The organism is Kangiella spongicola, assembly GCF_003194565.2.
In the GTDB taxonomy this organism is placed as follows: domain Bacteria; phylum Pseudomonadota; class Gammaproteobacteria; order Enterobacterales; family Kangiellaceae; genus Kangiella; species Kangiella spongicola.
On sequence record NZ_QICH01000001.1, the window covers coordinates 438,476 to 456,876 of the forward strand.

The following is an 18,401-nucleotide window of genomic DNA, read 5'->3' on the forward strand; positions in this document are numbered from 1 at the left end:
ATTCTTTTTAAGAACGCATTAGATAAGTGAGAGGATAGCCGTGTCAGCAATACATGATCGTCTAAAAGAAGCCATGAAAGATGCCATGCGCGCTAAGCAAAAAGAGCGCTTGAGCACTATCCGCTTAGCTTTGTCTGCTATTAAGCAGGTCGAAGTAGACACTCGTGAAACGTTAGATGACGCGGCCATTCTTGCTATCTTAGACAAGCTCGTAAAACAGCGTCGTGACTCGATTAAGCAGTACGAAGATGCCGGCCGTCAAGAACTCGCCGATATCGAAAAAGCTGAAATCGAAGTTCTACAAGATTTCCTTCCAGCACCATTGACTGACGAAGAAGTCAGCGCCCTGATTGAAGATGCCGTAAACAAAACTGGCGCAGAATCAATGAAAGATATGGGCAAGGTCATGGGGCTATTAAAACCACAACTTCAAGGTCGCGCAGACATGGGCGCCGTGAGTGGTAAAATTAAGGCTCGTTTGTCTTAATTAGACTTTTCTGTTTTAAAACAATTTTTCTACAAGACTATTTTCTTACAAGCTAGGTAAAATAAGCGCCCTCTGCTATGATTGGGCTAACAATTTGTCGTGTCCTAATAAAACGTTTCTCTCTAAGAAAGAATAATGGCCCTTATCCCTCAGCAATTTATTCAAGAGCTTTTAGCTCGAGTTGATATTGTCGACTTGATCGATTCGCGCCTGCCATTAAAAAAAGCAGGGAGCAACTATAAGGCTTGTTGCCCTTTCCACGGCGAAAAAACCCCTTCTTTCTCGGTCAGCCAAGATAAACAGTTTTACCATTGCTTTGGTTGCGGTGCTCATGGCAACGCCATTGGCTTTATCATGGAGTACGATCGCTTAGAGTTTCCGGATGCTGTCGAAGAGCTGGCGTCGAGCCTTGGAATGGAGGTTCCGCGCGATGAAAACGCGCCCAACCGCCCTAAGGTCGATGTGTCTCTTTATGACTTAATGGAGAAAATTGCTAAGTTCTACCAGCGTCAATTGACCACACCTCAGGGCAAGCCCGCCGTTGAGTACTTAAAAAAGCGCGGCTTAAGTGGCGAGATAGCTAAACAGTTTGGTATTGGCTTCGTGCCAAATGAATGGCGCAATCTAGAGAAAATTTTTCCAAAACTGAAAAGCGACAAGAAGCTTCAGCAGCAACTCGTCGATTGTGGCATGTTGATCAAAAAAGACAACTCAAGCTACGACCGCTTCCGTGACCGCATCATGTTCCCGATCAAGGATAAACGTGGTCGCGTGATAGCTTTTGGCGGCCGCATTATCGATCAAGGGGAGCCGAAGTATTTAAACTCTCCTGAAACTCCTATTTTTCACAAAAGCAACGAACTCTATGGCCTTTACGAGGCACGCCAAGCGAACCGTAAACTCAAACGCTTGCTGATTGTCGAAGGGTATATGGACGTGGTAGCGCTTGCTCAATTTGGCTTCACCAACGCAGTAGCAACCCTTGGTACGGCGACCACAGAGAGTCACTTGCAACAACTGTTTCGTACCACACGCGAGTTGGTGCTGTGTTTCGACGGTGATAGAGCCGGTCGTGATGCCGCCTTACGCGCCCTGGAGCATGGCTTAAGCCAACTTCGAGATGGTCGTGAAATTAAGTTGATGTTTTTGCCCGATGGCGAAGATCCAGACTCAATGGTACGCAAGGTGGGCCAAGAAGCCTTTACCCAGCAAGTCCAAGAAGCGACGCCACTGTTCGAGTTTTTACTCGAACATCTAGCCTCGCAGGTGGATTTAGACTCGGTTTCTGGTCGTGGGCAACTGGTTCATCTAGCTAAACCCTACATGGAGAAGGTTACTGATCCGATTTATCACGAATTCTTTAGCCATGCTTTGGCTAAAAAAGCTCAGTTGTCGGTTGAAAAATTAGAGAAAATCATTGCCCAGCCCGAAGAAAAGCCGAAAACGACGCCAAGACAGCAGTCAACGCAAAAATCTGGTAAAACCAATAAAACGATCCAGTTAGCCTTAACCTTACTGTTACAGCAACCATCGTTAGGCTTGGCGATTAACAACTTCGCATGGCTAAAAACATTACCCGATAAGGGCCCTAAGCTGTTACAGCAGCTCCTTGAAATTATTCACAGAAACCCCAATATCACTACAGGTACCCTGCTCGAGCATTGGCGAGAACATGATAAGCTCTATCAAAGGCTTTCTCAGCTCGCAATTCACCAACGAGAAGAGCGGATGCGGGGTAATGAGCAAGCAGAGCTCCAAGACTGCATGAAACAACTCCTTCGCCAGGCCCAAACTCAACGTTTGGATTACCTCCGATTAAAGGATGAACAATCAGGTCAGAAACTAACGGCTACAGAAAAATCCGAATACCAGCAATTACTATTGTTGGCCAAGCAAAAGCCTCAAAAATCAGGGTAAAGCTAACGCTTGCTGAAAAGGGGGCAAATTCTGTATAATTTGCGGTTCGCCATGCGTTAACCGCGAGGGTTATGTGCGCCTAACGCCTAGCCAATTATGAATTCGCGTATATACGCAAATGGTGTGTGATCACAACAAAGGTATTCTAGATGTCAGAGAATTCGCAACAGTCACAGCAGTCACAATTAAAGTTACTCATCGCGAAAGGTAAAGAACAAGGGTTCTTAACCTATGCGGAGGTGAACGATCACCTGCCGCCAGATATTGTCGACCCAGAGCAGATCGAAGACATAATCCGAATGATCAACGACATGGGTATTCAGGTTTATGAAACAACGCCTGATGCCGATGAGTTGATCATTAACGATGAGTCAGTGACTGACGAAGAAGCCGCTGAAGAAGCTGCTGCCGCTTTAGCCAGTGTCGATGGTGAGTTTGGCCGTACAACTGACCCAGTTCGTATGTACATGCGTGAAATGGGTAGTGTTGAACTTCTTACTCGTGAAGGCGAAATTGATATTGCCAAGCGTATTGAGGAAGGTATTCGCCAGGTTCTTACTGCGATTGGTAACTACCCTGACACGATTCGTATTCTACTTGAAGAATATGACCAGTATAAAAACGAGTTTATCCGTCTTACCGATATCGTAAACAGCTTCCTCGACGGTGAAGAAGCGGAGTTCGTTCAAGAAGAATCTGAAGCAGCTAAAATAGCGAGCGCTAATGCCGAAGCGGAAGCTGAAGACGAAGATCTTGATGATGTCGAAGATGATGAAGATGACGCGGATGATGAAGAAGCTGCAGAAGTGGATACTGGCCCAGATCCAGAAGAAGCCGAAGAGCGATTCGCTGCACTTGCTAAGCAATATGATAAAACAGTAAAAGCCATTAAGCGCTACGGTCGCGACCACAAGTCAGCGATTAAGCAAATTGAAGCGATGTGCGAGCTGTTTATGAATATCAAGCTGGCACCACGTATGTTCGACTACTTAGTACAAAACCTTCGTACTAAGATGGACAGCATTCGTGAGCAAGAACGCTATATCATGCACATGGCTGTGAAAAAAGCACGTATGCCGCGTAAGACCTTTATTTCTACTTTCTCAGGCTCAGAAACCAATCCTGAGTGGTTAGACGGTCATCTTGCAAAGAAAAGTAAATACTCAGAAGCTTTAGCAGAGTATGCCGAAGATATTCGCAAAGCTCAGCGCAAAATGCAGCTAGTAGAAGAAAGCTGTGACTTATCGGTGCTTGAAATCAAAGAAGCTAACCGTGAAATGTCGATTGGTGAAGCGAAAGCTCGCCGCGCGAAAAAAGAAATGGTTGAAGCAAACCTACGTTTGGTTATCTCAATCGCTAAGAAATACACCAACCGTGGCTTACAATTCTTGGATCTGATTCAGGAAGGTAATATTGGTTTGATGAAAGCGGTCGATAAGTTCGAATACCGCCGTGGTTATAAGTTCTCAACTTATGCAACATGGTGGATTCGTCAGGCGATTACTCGTTCGATTGCTGACCAAGCTCGTACCATCCGTATCCCGGTACACATGATTGAAACCATCAACAAGCTAAACCGTATTTCTCGTCAAATGCTTCAGGAAATGGGCCGTGAGCCACAGCCGGAAGAGTTGGCAGAACGTATGGAAATGCCGGAAGATAAGATCCGTAAAGTCCTTAAAATTGCCAAAGAGCCGATTTCGATGGAAACGCCGATTGGTGATGATGAAGATTCACATCTTGGTGACTTTATCGAAGACTCAACGATCGACTCTCCAGTGGACGCTGCGACAGGCGAAAGCTTGAAAGAAGTAACCGACGAAATCCTAGCTGGCTTAACCGCCCGTGAAGCGAAAGTACTTCGTATGCGCTTCGGTATCGATATGAATACAGATCATACGTTAGAAGAAGTCGGTAAGCAGTTCGATGTAACTCGTGAACGTATTCGTCAGATCGAAGCTAAAGCCTTGCGCAAGCTACGTCACCCAAGTCGTTCAGAAAAGCTTCGTACTTATATTGATGAGTAGGAAATAGGAATCTTAATTAGTTTTAATTAATTCAGATTTATTATTGCACGCGCAGAAGATTTTTCGTAAACTCCTGCGCGTTAGCATTTTTAGAACACCTCTTTTCAAGTTGTATAAATGGGCCTTTAGCTCAGTTGGTTAGAGCACCCGACTCATAATCGGTAGGTCCCCAGTTCAAGTCTGGGAAGGCCCACCATTTATACAAAATATACATTTCTCAATACCAAGCATTTAACTTCCGCTTCCTTTAGACACTACCCTCTGCTTAGTATTCTTGGTAATCCAACTCCCTGCATGCCACAAGACAAACCACAACTTCATTGATTCCGAAGCACTTTTAGCCAACAATAGCAAAACGCTTTAATCATAAGGATGGTCATGAAGTCTTGGGTTTCAAAGCTCTATAACCTTTGGGAGCTAACTAGAAATAGTTTATTTTATGTACCGGTAGTCATTTCGCTGTGCTTTATAGCAGGAATTATCGGGGTGTTTCTTTTCGAGCTGCGCTATACAGAGTTGGTGCATAAAATCGATTATCTCTACGCCGGTAGCACCGAAGACGCAAAAAGTATTTTACAAACCACGCTTTCTGGGATGATAACCATGACCACACTGGTCATATCGATCACCATGGTGGTTCTTAGCCTTTCGGCATCACAGCTAGGCCCTCGCTTGATAAACACCTTTATGAGTAGTCGTGTCACCCAAATCTATATCGGTTTCTTTTTTGGTAGCATTGCGCTTTGTTTAACCCTATTGATTTTATTGCATGACAGCTCAACCTTTGATCAAACACCTCGCCTATCAATCAGCACAAGTTTTGCCATAACCTTTATCAACCTGTTTATCCTCTTAGGCTATGTCAATCACGTTGCTCGCTCGGGTATTGCTGACACCACTATTACTAGGGTCAGTTGCGAAATTCAGCAGTCGTTAGAGAGACTATCAATTTCCGATGAAAAACCAGCTAATACGTCTAAATCGGCGGTAAAGCCCAGTGACTTCGAGTCAAACTGTCGTGCCATCTTTAGTGCTCGTGATGGTTATATTCAAAACATTCAGTACCCAAACTTATTAGATGTGGCGACCGAGCACGACTTGGTTATTGAGCTAAATTGTATGGCCGGTGATTATCTTTTTAAAGGACAACAAGCTGGCAAAGTCTACCCAGAGCATAAGATCACACCAGACATTGAATCAGCACTTTTTAATTGTATTGATGTGGGTCAGAACAGAACTGGGGCGCAAGACATCGAGTATTCGGTGCGTCACTTAGTTGAAATTGCTCTTCGTGCTTTATCGCCAGGCATAAATGATGATTTCACAGCGATTACTGTGCTCGATAAATTTTCTGGCCTGCTAGCGCAACTAATGGATTCCAATTTGCCAAGTCATATATTCCATGACGAGTCTGATCAGCTAAGAGTTGTGGGCAAGTCTTGTCACAAGCCAGAAGTATTCTTTCGTGCTTTATCGCAAATTAGGGATGCAGGTAAGCAAAAGCCAGGTATTTTAATGCATTTAATCTTTGTCTTAGGGGAGCTGAAAAATTCTGCGTATCCAAACAAAGAACATCAAGCTATCGATCTACAAGTTGCTTATATTCGCCAGCATATCAAAGAATTTTTTGCTGACACTGAAGAGCAAAAAGCGCTAGAGAAAGTGCTGTCAGACTATCGACTGGGGGTTTCATAATAATGGGCTCGAGTCTTCGCAACAGACTCAAGCCCTTTTGTTTTAAGCGATTTTACGTCTAAAGAACTGCTTTACGTGAGCCGCTTTGTAATACATCAAAGGTACTAACACCAGAGTTACCGCAGTCGATAATAGAATACCGAACCCTAGTGACACCGCCATTGGGATTAGGAACTGGGCTTGGGTCGACTTTTCAAAGATTAGCGGCATCAGGCCAGCGAAAGTCGTTAATGAGGTTAACATCACTGGGCGTAAGCGTCTTACTCCAGCGTGTAACACAGCATTTTTCAGGCTTTCACCGTGGTTCCTGCGCTGTTGGTTAATGTAATCCACCAATACCAGCGAGTCGTTCACTACAACCCCTGTCAGGGCCAACATTCCCATCATACTCATGATCGACAGCGGCATCCCCATGATCCAGTGACCAATCGTCGCCATCGCTGCACCGAAAGGAATCACTGTCATAACAACAAAAGGCTGCACGTAAGACTTAAACGGAATGGCCAGTAAGATATAGATGGCAAACAACACAAAGCCTAAGCTTATCATCAAGCTAGTATTAGACTCTTCTTGCTCGCGAGCCTCTCCTTCTAAGCTGAATGACACGCCAGGATATTTAGCAACGATAGCCGTTGCCTCATCAATAATTCGGCGTTTAATCGCTTCAATATCCGCGTTTACTTTATCCACATCGGCGGTGATGTTTAAAGTTCTTTGGCGGTCGATACGGTAAATACTCGATGGGCTTTTGCCATAAGAAAGCTCAGCCAACTGAGACAGTGGGATTTTGCCGCCCGCAGGTGTATTGATCAGCAAGCTGTTTAAGCTCTCTAAACTGCCTCGCTCCTCTTTCGCCAAGCGTAGCATCACACGCACATCTTCACGTCCTCGCTGTATTCGCTGCACTTCCACACCAAAGTATGAACTGCGCACCTGACGAGCTAAGTCACTCAAGCTAAGCCCAAGGGTTTCAGCCTGTGGTTTCAGCTTAAATTGAATTTCCTGCTTACCCTTAGAGAAGCTATCGGCGATATCAAACACGCCAGAAATTTCACTCAAACTTTCTTCAACTTCTTTAGCCGCACTGTTTAAGCGCGTAATATCCGACCCTCGAAGCTGGATATCAATCGGATCGCCACTTCGCCCAATTTCCGCACGGAAGGTTAAGGTTTCCACGCCAGGCAATGGGCCAATTAACTTACGCCACTCGGACACCACCTGCATACTGGTAATATCATCATCGCGACTTTCAGGAGGCATCATTTCCACCATAACGCGACCAATATTAGATGACGCAGAGCCACCGCCCCAAGTCGAGCCACTCGATGAGAAGATGTGCTGGATAAGCGACTCGCCCTCATCGTTGCGGTACTTTTCTTTTAGCTTTAAAGCCGCATCAGTAATTTTCTCAACGTAAGAATCGGTTAACTCAAAAGGCGTGCCCTCAGGCATTTTTAAAGACACTCGCGCGATCTCACTCTGAATCCGAGGGAAGTACACAAAGCGCGTTAAACCACTCGAAATACTAGCCCACACCAGCAAAAGGATGCCAAGGAAGATGACTAAACTTAACTGCCAACGATCAAGCACGAAATCCAAAATAGGTTTATAGAACTTTAAGATAGCGCTTTCAAAACCTTTGGCGAACCTCTGTTGATACTGAATAATTTTATTCGGTTTCTTTTGTTCACGGCGCGGTTTCGTGTGACCAATATGAGCAGGCAGAATTAACTTCGATTCCACCAGCGAAAAAATTAAAACTGGGATCACAATGTATGGAATCTGCGAATAGAACACTCCCCAGCCACCGCCCATGAAAGCTAGCGGTAAGAAAGCGACCATAGTGGTTATCACGCCGAAGGTCACTGGCACTGCAACTTCTTTGGTGCCATCAATAGCGGCGTTTAATGGACTAGCGCCTTTATTCAGGTGGTTGTAAATATTTTCACCGGTCACAATGGCGTCATCAACCACGATCCCGAGCACCAAGATAAAGGCAAACAAACTGATAAGGTTTACGCTAATCCCGAGCTCAGGCATGAAAATCATACCGCCGGCAAACGCAATCGGAATACCGAGACTGACCCACATGGCGATACTAGGACGTAGGAACAATGCGAGTAACAATATGACCAGCAAGCCCCCTTGGATAGCAGAGCTGACCAAAGTGCTAAGGCGCGCCTCGAGAGGCTTAGCACGATCGCGCCACACGGAGAGACTAACCCCTGTAGGTAGTGAGTCTTGTTTTGACTCGACGAAAGCCTTTACCGTTTCCGAAACATCAATTGTACTTTGCGTGCCGGTTCGATAGATTTCCAGCTCGATCGACGGCTTACCATCGAAACGAGTGTTAATACTTTCTTCCTCAAAACCATCACGAATAACAGCTAGATCGCCAAGCTCCAGTATGGTGCCATCTTCTCGGGTGAGGATTGGAATTCGAGTAAACTCATCGCGTGTATAGGACTGGCCTTTCAATCGCAACAAGATATCCCCGCGCTCTGAACGAACTTGTCCTGCGGATAAGTCCAATGACCGGTTGTTGACCGCGTTAGCCACATCCTGCAACGTTAAATTATATTCGTTAAGCTGACTTTGGTTAAACTCAATCGCTATTTCATAAGCGCGAACACCTGAGGTTTCAATTTGGGAAAGACCGGGCAATGAGGCAATTTCTTGCTGGATAATCTCTGCATAACGTCGTAAGTCTTTTTCTGGTAAATCACCACTGATAACCACGCTTATGGCTTCTCGGCGTCTTATCGACTGCGATATGATTGGCTTTTCGGCTTCTCGCGGTAACGTGTTCAAGGCATCAACGCGTGATTTAACTTGATCGAGCAAGTCTTTCACGTCATAGCCTTCGTCAACCTCAATGGTGACGCGCCCAATACCTTCCGAGGACGTTGAAGATATTTGTTTTATGCCTTCAAGGTCATATACCGCTTCTTCGATACGGGTTGATACTGTTTGCTCAACTTCTTCTGGAGTCGAACCACGAAAAGGCACCGAGACATTAATGTAATCAAACTCAATACTGGGAAATGTTTCTACGGTAACCCGCTTCCACATGGTGAAAGCACCAGCGATAAGAATGACAAACATTAATAGGTTAGCGGCAACCGAGTTCCTTGCAAACCAACTAATCATAGTACCTACTCCACACCATTAGTTGACTTAGTCGCCAGACCATCGTTTGCATTCTGACTAGCTACAGAGCTCTGTTCGCTAATTTTGGCTTTCGCGCCATCGGCGACAAAGTTCAAGCGTGATGTCACCACTAAATCTCCAGGCTCAAGTTCAGTTTCTGCGCCGTCTGGATCGATAACAGTATCTTTATCGTCTTGCCACAGTATTTTTATGTTATGACGGTAGACAGCTCCATCAACAAATTTAAAAACACGATTATCTGAAGTTAATACTGTTGAAGGCACTATAACTACATCTTTCAATAGGCGTCCTTCAATTTCAGCGCTAACAAACTGCCCCACCTTTACTTGCGGGTTATTTTGCAAAAAGTCTTTCGGTAATTTTGCCGTGACATACCATTGGCGAGTATCTTTATCGATTACGCTATCGCTTCTGTCCAAAGGCACGATCCAAGACTTTGTATTACCAGCAAAATCAGCCTCGAGTTTGACTTGGGCAGCCTCTCCCGAGCCAGTCTTTAGAAACTGTACCTTATTACTCGCCACCGGCAAGCGCACTTCCAACGAGTCGCTGGCAAAAATATCAGCTACCGGCGTATTGCTATTAATTAATTCACCCTCGCTGACCAAGCGTTTTACAATATACCCATCGTAAGGCGCCACCACCTGCGTGCGGCTGAGCGCTAACTTTGCTTTTTCTAGGCGTGCAATAGCTGCGTCTAGCTTAGCTTGTGCCGATGCCATTTGTGGCTCGCGCAACACTAATGAGCTAGCTTTTTTATTAGGGTTAATTTTTTTCCAATCTTTAAGCGCCTGCTCGGCTCGTGCTTTTTCTTCGTTTAGCGCTAACTGTGCATTAGCAACTTCAGCTCGTGCTATTCGTACTTCAATTTGATAGTCACGATCATCGATCTGCAATAACTTTTGCCCTTTCTTAATCGGCATACCGGTTTTGAAATTTGGAGCTACGGCAGTGACTTGTCCTGACACCTGCGCCACTAATTGGCTCGATGTAGCAGCTTCTATGTTGCCATACGAGTCGATTAAGACCTGATAATCGGTATATTCCACAGGCTTCACATTAACCGTCTCTACGCGCTCAGGCGCTTTTCGGCTAAATGCTTTAGGCTTACTACTGGTCATCACATTAACCAAAATAATGATAGCCACCAGTAATGCGATAGGTAATATTGTGGACAGCCACAAGTTTTTCTTTTTGCTGCTCATAACTCAATGCTTATAAGTTTTTGAAAATAAAGGATTAATGCAGAATCCGTGCTTGCTCTTTAATATAGCGCCTACAGTGTAAACATTTCGTCGACATTCTACTCTTAAGTATAGCTTTATAAATGTAACAGAATATTACGACTGAGGTATGAACAATGGAAGCTTTATGGCAAGAAACTAACAGTATGTGAAGGCCTGCAGAAACAATAGCATAAAAAAAAGCACCTCGGTTGAGGTGCTTAACAAAGAAAATTCACTAAGAAAAGTTAGAACTCATAGGATAGTGATAGCCAGAAACTACGAGCCTTTTCAGTTGTATTATAATCAGATACACACTCATATTCGTCTTGAGTTGCAGCTAATACACAACTTCTGCTAGATAAATCATCACCTAACAGGTTGCTAACTCTCGCATTTAGGGTTAAACCATTTTCAAACTTATAGTTACCTGCCAAGTGATAAAGCTCATAAGCTTTATAGTAAAGTTTTGTAGTTTCAGGACCCTGAGGACCTTGTACATCAGCAGTACCACGGAAACGCTTACTACGTACTTCGGAAATTAATGATAATGCAAACTCTTGATTTACTTGCCAGTTTAAACTTGCGTTAAACATATTTTTTGGTGTGTTCACTAACGGTAAACCCGCATCAGCACCACTCAACACTTCACTATCTGTATAAGTATAGTTACCTTTCAAGTTAAAGTTATCTGTAAATCTATATTTAGCAGCGAACTCGATACCTTTAGTACGCGCCTTATCTACATTATCAGCTTGTCTAAAGCTTACGCTACCTAAATCCGCCCAACCTTCACCAACATCAACGCAAGGCTCATTACCTACTGCAACTTCGCAATTTGGTAAACGATCTTGAGTAATGATTTTATCTTTAAAGTCATTAAAGAATAATGTGATATTACCGCTAAATGGTCCATTACCCTTATAGTAAGCAGCAACTTCATAGTTCACGCTGGTTTCTGGCTGTAAATCAGGAGTACCTACAAAAGGAATCGTACCTTGACCGCCAAAGCCAACAATGCCTGGGAATAACTGATCCGGACGAGGCGTTTTATAACCAGTACTAATACCACCTTTAACAGTCCACTCGTCAGCAGGACGATAGTTCAAATACAAACGAGGACTAAACTGACCACCAAAGACATTATGATCATCATAACGTGCGCCAGCTGTTAACGTTGCATTATCTGAGAAGTCCCAGCTATCTTCAGCGAACAATGCTATCTGGCGGTGAGTTTGCTCAGTACCAGCAATATAGTCATCACCATAGAAACCAAAGGCACCATCTTCCATATCGGCTTCAAAAAACTGTGTAACGATAATGTAGTAATGGTCTTCCCAGTTCGATTCATATACAGAGTTTAAGATCGTATTATCAAGGCTTAAAGGGCGCTGTGGTCGTGGTAAAAATGTGTCTTCTAACTGCTGATAAATTGCATCCGTTAACTCAGGATCACTAGTACCTTGGTCAATAACAGCTTGATCCCAAATATCCTGAACTTGTAAACGCTCTTCCACCGTTAAAGGTAATGAACGCCCCAAATTATCACTAGTACTACGCGTTAGATTCGTAGTTAAAGTTCCATTTTCAAAACGTCCTACATGAGCAATAACAAACTGTTCACGCTCAAAACGCTGATAAGGCGCATAGCCTACTCGAGGATTAACAATACCACCTCTTAACCGCCATAGACTAACAGGGCTATCAAGCGTACCAACTTGGCCTTCAGTATTATCATAGCGTTGCTTTGCTGTATCGTACTCAAAAGTTAAGTCGTGATTATCATTAACAGCGTAATTTAAAGTAATACCAGCATTCCAATTTTTTGCTGCAACAATCTTCTTATCACCAAAGCTTCCCTCATCTTCCCATAAGCTACCATCAGGTAAAGGCAAACTTTCGCTATAGCCTGGCTCACTATTATCACGATCATAAAAGCTGCCTCGTAAAGTGTAGCTCAAACTATCAATTCCTGTAGGTCCTGTTAAGAAGAAATCAAATTTAGAATCATCACCATATTGCGAATCTTCTTGAAAGCTTTTACTCACGGTCACACTGCCATGAGTTTCAGTGGCGTTCTTTTGAGTAATAATATTAATCACACCACCAATGGCATCAGCACCATATAATGTTGACATAGGCCCACGAACAACTTCTATTCGTTCAATAGCCTCCAACGGTGGCATATACATAAATTGGCTATTGCCAAAATTGTTAGGGCCAATGTTACCGATATCACTTTGACGGCGGCCATCGATCAATACCAATGTATAATCTGACGGTAAACCACGCATGGTAATACTGATATTACCGTTTTTATCTTGGCCGCTACCAACATCGATACCCTCAATATCGCGTAACGCATCTGCAAGACTCGTATAAGGCTTCATGCGTAAATCATCACGACTGACAACCGTTACACTTGCCGGTGCCGAAGCCAACTTCTGCTCATAACCAGAAGCTGTAACAACTATCGTTTCTGGATCATTATCATTAAAACTTTTTTCAGCAAATGCTGATGTCGATATCCCTGCCAAACTAAGTAAATATACAAAATTTCTAACGTTGTTATTCATTATTCATACTCATGGTTTACGAAAGCACGCGAATGATAATGGTTTTCATTTAGAATATCAATAACAAATCGGAGAAATGTTAAGGTCTTTATAAACAGAGAGTTATGTAGGGAAAATCAAGGTGTGCTTAATGGAATTAGGAAGCTAGTGGCAAGGTTCTTCACCAGAGCCACTAGCAATAGATTATATAGATTTATAGCGGAAGAACTTCAAAAGTGGCTAAGTAACCAAGATAGGTTTGTTTAAACTTTGGTTGCTCAGAAGTGTCTTTTTCATAAGACGCTTCAACCAAAAAGCGGCCGGCTTGGTTTAAATCAAAATTAACCTGCCCTTTTTCATCAGTGGTAAGTGTTAATTCATTTTCTTGATCACGATAACGAGTGCCACCCCATACAATGACAACGTCTACACCTTCCGTTGGCTCGCCATCGACCAAAAACTGTAATGTCGCCTTCTCACCTTGGTAAAGATCGTTAGGGTGAGTTACCGGAGAGAATTCTAAGCCGCTTTTTTCAATGCTAAAGACTTCATTCGTAGGTTCCCCTACAGTTACATAGGTTTCTAGGCGGTTAATAGAGCGAGCAAACTTAATATCTTTCACATCGCTTGGAACTTTTTTATCCAAGTCTTCTAAACTCCAAGCACGAATTCGAATATTTTTACGTTCGCCTTCTTTGTAGTCAGGGTTAGGGTAGCTAGCAAAATACATATCACCTTTAACACCAATCTTATAAGTACCATCTTGGTCTAGATTGACATCAAAAACACTTCGCCTCTTTCCTTCCAGAGCATTCTCAATCCCTTGTTCTTTGCCTTGAGGGTTTATTACCTTAATTCCCTCTAGAGGCCAGCGACGGTCTGGGTAAAACAGGTTATTTGATACCGAGGCATCCACTGTAATCCACTGATGCTCTGAAACACTAAAATTTGAAGGTAATAACCAACGCTTATGTGCTTGTGCGGTTAATGATAAGAGCGCTGTTAGTAATACCGCTGATAATGATAATTTAATACACTTCATAAACTCACCTATGATTTAAAAAATTTTCTACTTAATGATTCGTAATGAATAATTATCTAGGACTAATCGTCAAAGTCACTTTTCCTAATTCATTTTCCCCAGAAGCAGACACTTCAGTAGACTCGGTTATTGGCCATGAAAAAGGTAATGACAATACTTCACGCCCACCAACCTCTCTTGCTGCTTCGATGTAAAGAACGTAGTCTCCATCTTCCAGAAGCTCACTGGTGTCTTCACTTCGTAATACCAACTGATGTTCGCCAGGCCTTCTTGTTGCTCCAGTAACACCGTCATAAGGTTTCTTTTGGCTGCGACCGGTTTTACGCCACCAACGACGGATATCTTTCAGCCACTTTTCTTGATCGTCATACCATAAGCTGGTCGACGCTACGGTTTTTCGTTTATCATTTTCAATCCACGTCGCAATATATGGGGCGTGATACTCAACAACACTTTTTTTCGGAATCGTGATAGTTAATACAAACTCTCCCTTATCCACAGCTTTAGCTGAAATAGATAAAGTAAACAAAAAGATTCCTGCAAGCAGTTTCTTGCTATTAATAAAACATTGACGATTAAACATATAACAACCTTAAATTAGAAAAATAGCTAAAATAGCTGGCACAATAATTCCAGCAGCAGTGACATACCAAGTAGAAGGTCTATTTTTGGAATGCAACTGTAATAGAACTAATCCTGTTAAGCAGAAAATTAGCGTTGCGATGGCAAAAATATCGATAAACCAAATCCAAACAAGACTGGTATTACGCCCTTTATGTAAATCATTAAGCCAAGCAATAATCCCTCGTTCAGTATGCATATAAACCAGCTCACCACTGGGTATATCAACCGACATCCAAACGTCACCACCAGGCAGTGGTTTTTGTATATAAATCTCTTCTTCACTCCAATCTGGCTGTTCTTTTAATAAAGACAAATCATGAGGAATCTTGTCTTCCAAGTAAGCAATGAAACCGTTAGAAAACTCTAAGTTATCCAACGAGCCTTGCTCAATTGCTCGCTCGGTTTGAAGCTGTAGAGACACCAAGACCTCTTGTGGGATCACTGTTTCTACCACTTTCTCCTCAGGTTCTGATTCAAAAAAACTAGCGTGGTTAAGTGTAATCCCCGTAATCGCAAATAAAATCATGCAAATCAAGCAGATAGCAGAGCTAATCCAATGCCATGTATGCATCTGCTTCATCCAAAAGGATTTTTTATTCTTTCTCTTTTTTGACATGTTTTTTAACTCAAAACCCCAGCCAAACTCTAAACGTTAATGCGAATCATAATCGTTTATATGCATATTGCAAGAAATCTTTTTGTCAAAGCCAAAACAGGTTCGCTAGTCACCGTTTTTCTAGTCGCAAAACAATATTTTATGTATGCTATGGACTCTTATAATTAGGATAGGTCTACTTTGGGGTAAACTATGAAATATCAGTGGTTTATAGCAACATTTTTGTCGCTTGTAGTAATCAGTGGTTGTGAGCAGGAAGAAGTACAAAAACAAGAAGTTGTAGAGGCGAATACAACGGTCATTAAATCGCTTAAAGAACAGCAAAGTGAGCAATTAGAGCGGGAAAAGAAAACGCCAACCGCCGACTCTCTAGAGTCAAACTATCCAGACGATATCCCTAGAGGACGTTTGCCAGCGAGCATTCAGCCCACGGCTTACGATATTCATCTCAAGGTGAATCCCGATAAGCCAACCTTTACGGGTACTGTTACCATACAGCTCAATATTGATGAGCCAACTTCGCACATCTGGTTGCATGGCCGTGATATTACCGCAAAAAACGTCACACTAACCCTCAAAGGAAAAGAGCCACTAAGCGCGACTTACGAAGAGGTGGATGTTACAGGTGTAGCTAAACTCAGTTTCGAAGAGGTCATCCCTGTCAGCCAGGCTCAATTAGTGATTGACTATGAAGCCCCTTTTAACGAAGCATTAGAGGGTCTCTACCGCGTAAAAGACGGTGAGCTGAACTATGCTTTTACTCAATTTGAAGCAACGGCCGCACGCTTGGCCTTTCCAGGTTTTGATGAGCCTGCCTTCAAGGTTCCTTTCACTTACAGCATGACCGTACGTAATGAGCATAAAGCCTTTACCAATACGCCTGCGGTTTCTGAGACAGACCTAGGCAATGGTTGGAAAAAGATTGTCTTTGCCAAATCTAAGCCTTTGCCGACCTACTTAATCGCTTTTGCTGTGGGTGATTTTGATGTGGTTGAGTGGCAAGACATTCCAGAGTCAGACGTGCGTAATTTCAGCATTCCTTTGCGCGGTATCGCGACCAAGGGTAAGGGCCATCGCCTAACCTATGCCCTAAAAAACACCAAAGACATTCTTAATGGCTTAGAGCAATATTTCCAAATCCCATACCCTTATAAAAAGCTCGATATCGTCGCAGTGCCAGACTTTAACGCTGGTGCCATGGAGAATGCCGGATTAATTACCTACAGAGAGCAGCTGCTACTATTCGATAACACCATTTCCTTAAGTCAAAAACGTGCTTACATGAACGTGCACGCGCACGAGCTAGCGCACCAGTGGTTTGGTAACTTGGTGACGCCAGTATGGTGGGACGACATTTGGCTCAACGAGGCTTTCGCGACTTGGATGGCGCATGTATCTAACGATAAGGTTTACCCGGAGCAAAAATTTAAACAAGCACTACTCGATCGCTCTTTAAACGTGATGACCTCAGACAGTTTAATTAGCGCACGCCAAATCCGCCAACCGATTGAAAGTAATCATGATATTCAATCCGCTTTCGACGGTATTACCTACTCTAAAGGTGGCGGTGTGTTAAGCATGATCGAAGCTTTCTTGGGCCCTGAAAACTTTAGGGCGGGTATTCAGAACTACATGAAAAAGTTTGAGTTCGGAAATGCTACGGCTCAAGACTTTATTACAGCGATTGGTGAAAAGTCACCGGATATCCCGCTAGAAACGATCCAGCAGGCATTCAACAGCTTCTTAGAGCAGCCAGGAATTCCTTACCTTAAGGTGGAATTAAGTTGTGACGAGTCGAAAAATAGTAGTGTAGCTATCGAACAGTCTCGCTATTTGCCTATTGGCTCGAAAGGCTCCACTGACCAAACTTGGAAAGTGCCGGCTTGCTTTAAATACGCCATCGATGGCAACGAACATCAGCTATGTGAAGTACTAGAAGAGAAGCAGCAGACCATTGAACTTCCTGAGCAGGGTTGCCCTGCGTATTTTATGCCTAATGCTGATGGCGCTGGGTATTATCGCTTTAGCATGAGTAGCGATGGCTGGCAGTCGTTGTTAAATCATAAAGCAAGCCTTAATACTCGCGAGATGATGTCGCTCAACAATAGTTTGCTAGGCGCCATTAATGCCGGCAACTTATCCTTTGAAGACTTGGTGAAAGTTGCTCCTCGAATCATATCCTCGGACTCTGAAGCGATAGCCATGGGCCCGAGTAGCTTACTCAGTTTTGCTTATAACGAGATCGTCAAGGACGAAGAACAAAAAGCGAAACTGGCCAAGCTAAATCGTGACCTTTATGGGCCTCGTCTAACAGAGCTTGGTCTAGAGACCAAGAAAAACGATAGCGTAAATACGATTCAGCTGCGTAATTCACTCGTCGATTTCTTGGCCCAAGAAGGCGAAGACAAAGTGGTTCGTCAATATTTAACCACTATGGCGGTGTCTTACACAGGTTATAAAGAAGATGGTAACCTCCACCCCGAAAAAGCTGACAGTAACGTCATTAGCCTCGCGCTTAAGGTTGCGGTAGAGGATTTAGGCACACCTTTCGCCAAGCATCTAAAAATGCTCTTTGACGCATCTAACGACGGTACTGTTCGCGGTCGTTTGTTAAACGGTTTAGGTGCAGTGAAAGATCCTGAATACGCCACCGAGCTGCGCGAGTTAATACTGTCCGAGTCGTTACGCGATAATGAAATTTACTCAATTTTAGTTGGGCAACTGAATATTGATGAACTTCGAGAGCCAATGTGGGAGTGGTTTAAAACCAACTTTGAAGGCGTCAAAGAGCGCGTGCCACCTTTCGGTCAAAGTCGCTTGCCGGTCGTGGGCCGCTTCTTCTGCTCTGCACCTATGAAGCAAGATTTCAAGAAGTTCTTCAGTCCCATCATTAAAGATTTGGCCGGTGCGCCACGCGCCTATCAGCAAAGCATCGAGTCGATTGAGCTTTGTATGGCACAGGTGAAGCACCACCAAGAGGATGTTAAGCAATACCTTAGCAAACAGTAACGCTGTGATGCCGCAAAAAAGCGCTCTTATTGAGC

At 43.6% G+C, this 18,401-nt stretch carries 11 protein-coding genes and 1 tRNA gene; 6 read left to right on the top strand and 6 right to left on the bottom strand.

Annotated elements, in window-relative coordinates:
- Positions 1–40: 40 nt before the first annotated feature.
- From DL796_RS01855 to DL796_RS01875, 5 genes are all read left to right on the top strand, one after another.
- Positions 41–487 (top strand): GatB/YqeY domain-containing protein, encoded by a 447-nt coding sequence (locus DL796_RS01855; RefSeq protein ID WP_110199419.1) that lies wholly within the window; start codon positions 41–43, stop codon positions 485–487.
- A 135-nt stretch (positions 488–622) separates the two neighbouring features.
- On the top strand, positions 623–2,404 hold the full coding sequence (gene dnaG / locus DL796_RS01860; protein WP_110199421.1) for a DNA primase: 1,782 nt from the start codon (positions 623–625) through the stop codon (positions 2,402–2,404).
- 149 nt (positions 2,405–2,553) lie between these two features.
- A complete protein-coding gene (gene rpoD / locus DL796_RS01865) occupies positions 2,554–4,431 on the top strand; it encodes an RNA polymerase sigma factor RpoD (protein WP_110199423.1) in 1,878 nt (625 codons plus the stop codon).
- Between the two features lie 119 nt (positions 4,432–4,550).
- Positions 4,551–4,627, top strand: a tRNA-Ile gene (locus DL796_RS01870).
- A gap of 182 nt (positions 4,628–4,809) precedes the next feature.
- Complete coding sequence (locus tag DL796_RS01875) at positions 4,810–6,126, top strand: DUF2254 domain-containing protein (protein ID WP_170114200.1); 1,317 nt, start codon at positions 4,810–4,812, stop codon at positions 6,124–6,126.
- A gap of 42 nt (positions 6,127–6,168) precedes the next feature.
- Here the strand turns inward: DL796_RS01875 and DL796_RS01880 are convergent, their stop codons facing one another.
- The 6 genes from DL796_RS01880 to DL796_RS01905 all read right to left on the bottom strand — a co-directional run bounded on the left by DL796_RS01880 (position 6,169) and on the right by DL796_RS01905 (position 15,357).
- Positions 6,169–9,276, bottom strand: coding sequence for an efflux RND transporter permease subunit (locus tag DL796_RS01880; protein ID WP_110199427.1), 3,108 nt, complete (start codon positions 9,274–9,276; stop codon positions 6,169–6,171).
- 5 nt (positions 9,277–9,281) lie between these two features.
- Positions 9,282–10,502, bottom strand: coding sequence for an efflux RND transporter periplasmic adaptor subunit (locus tag DL796_RS01885; RefSeq protein ID WP_110199429.1), 1,221 nt, complete (start codon positions 10,500–10,502; stop codon positions 9,282–9,284).
- 266 nt (positions 10,503–10,768) lie between these two features.
- A complete protein-coding gene (locus DL796_RS01890) occupies positions 10,769–13,096 on the bottom strand; it encodes a TonB-dependent receptor domain-containing protein (protein WP_110199431.1) in 2,328 nt (775 codons plus the stop codon).
- 193 nt (positions 13,097–13,289) lie between these two features.
- Entirely contained in the window at positions 13,290–14,117 is an 828-nt protein-coding gene (locus tag DL796_RS01895) for a DUF4198 domain-containing protein (RefSeq protein WP_110199433.1), read from the bottom strand.
- A gap of 52 nt (positions 14,118–14,169) precedes the next feature.
- On the bottom strand, positions 14,170–14,700 hold the full coding sequence (locus DL796_RS01900) for a DUF2271 domain-containing protein (protein WP_110199435.1): 531 nt from the start codon (positions 14,698–14,700) through the stop codon (positions 14,170–14,172).
- 9 nt (positions 14,701–14,709) lie between these two features.
- Positions 14,710–15,357: a PepSY-associated TM helix domain-containing protein gene (locus DL796_RS01905; protein WP_110199437.1), complete on the bottom strand. Its 648-nt coding sequence runs from the start codon at positions 15,355–15,357 to the stop codon at positions 14,710–14,712.
- A gap of 192 nt (positions 15,358–15,549) precedes the next feature.
- Here DL796_RS01905 and DL796_RS01910 point away from each other — a divergent pair, with 192 nt between their 5' ends.
- Positions 15,550–18,366, top strand: a complete 2,817-nt coding sequence (locus DL796_RS01910; RefSeq protein ID WP_110199439.1) for a M1 family metallopeptidase — start codon at positions 15,550–15,552, stop codon at positions 18,364–18,366.
- The last annotated feature ends 35 nt before the right edge of the window (positions 18,367–18,401 follow it).

What these genes read in the sequence shown, in the direction of transcription:
- DL796_RS01890 (WP_110199431.1), bottom strand. Translation starts at nt 13,096, where the DNA reads ATGAATAACAACGTTAGAAATTTTGTATATTTACTTAGTTTGGCAGGG.
- DL796_RS01910 (WP_110199439.1), top strand. Translation starts at nt 15,550, where the DNA reads ATGAAATATCAGTGGTTTATAGCAACATTTTTGTCGCTTGTAGTAATC.
- DL796_RS01900 (WP_110199435.1), bottom strand. Translation starts at nt 14,700, where the DNA reads ATGTTTAATCGTCAATGTTTTATTAATAGCAAGAAACTGCTTGCAGGA.
- DL796_RS01875 (WP_170114200.1), top strand. Translation starts at nt 4,810, where the DNA reads ATGAAGTCTTGGGTTTCAAAGCTCTATAACCTTTGGGAGCTAACTAGA.
- DL796_RS01885 (WP_110199429.1), bottom strand. Translation starts at nt 10,502, where the DNA reads ATGAGCAGCAAAAAGAAAAACTTGTGGCTGTCCACAATATTACCTATC.
- DL796_RS01895 (WP_110199433.1), bottom strand. Translation starts at nt 14,117, where the DNA reads ATGAAGTGTATTAAATTATCATTATCAGCGGTATTACTAACAGCGCTC.
- rpoD (WP_110199423.1), top strand. Translation starts at nt 2,554, where the DNA reads ATGTCAGAGAATTCGCAACAGTCACAGCAGTCACAATTAAAGTTACTC.
- dnaG (WP_110199421.1), top strand. Translation starts at nt 623, where the DNA reads ATGGCCCTTATCCCTCAGCAATTTATTCAAGAGCTTTTAGCTCGAGTT.
- DL796_RS01880 (WP_110199427.1), bottom strand. Translation starts at nt 9,276, where the DNA reads ATGATTAGTTGGTTTGCAAGGAACTCGGTTGCCGCTAACCTATTAATG.
- DL796_RS01905 (WP_110199437.1), bottom strand. Translation starts at nt 15,357, where the DNA reads ATGTCAAAAAAGAGAAAGAATAAAAAATCCTTTTGGATGAAGCAGATG.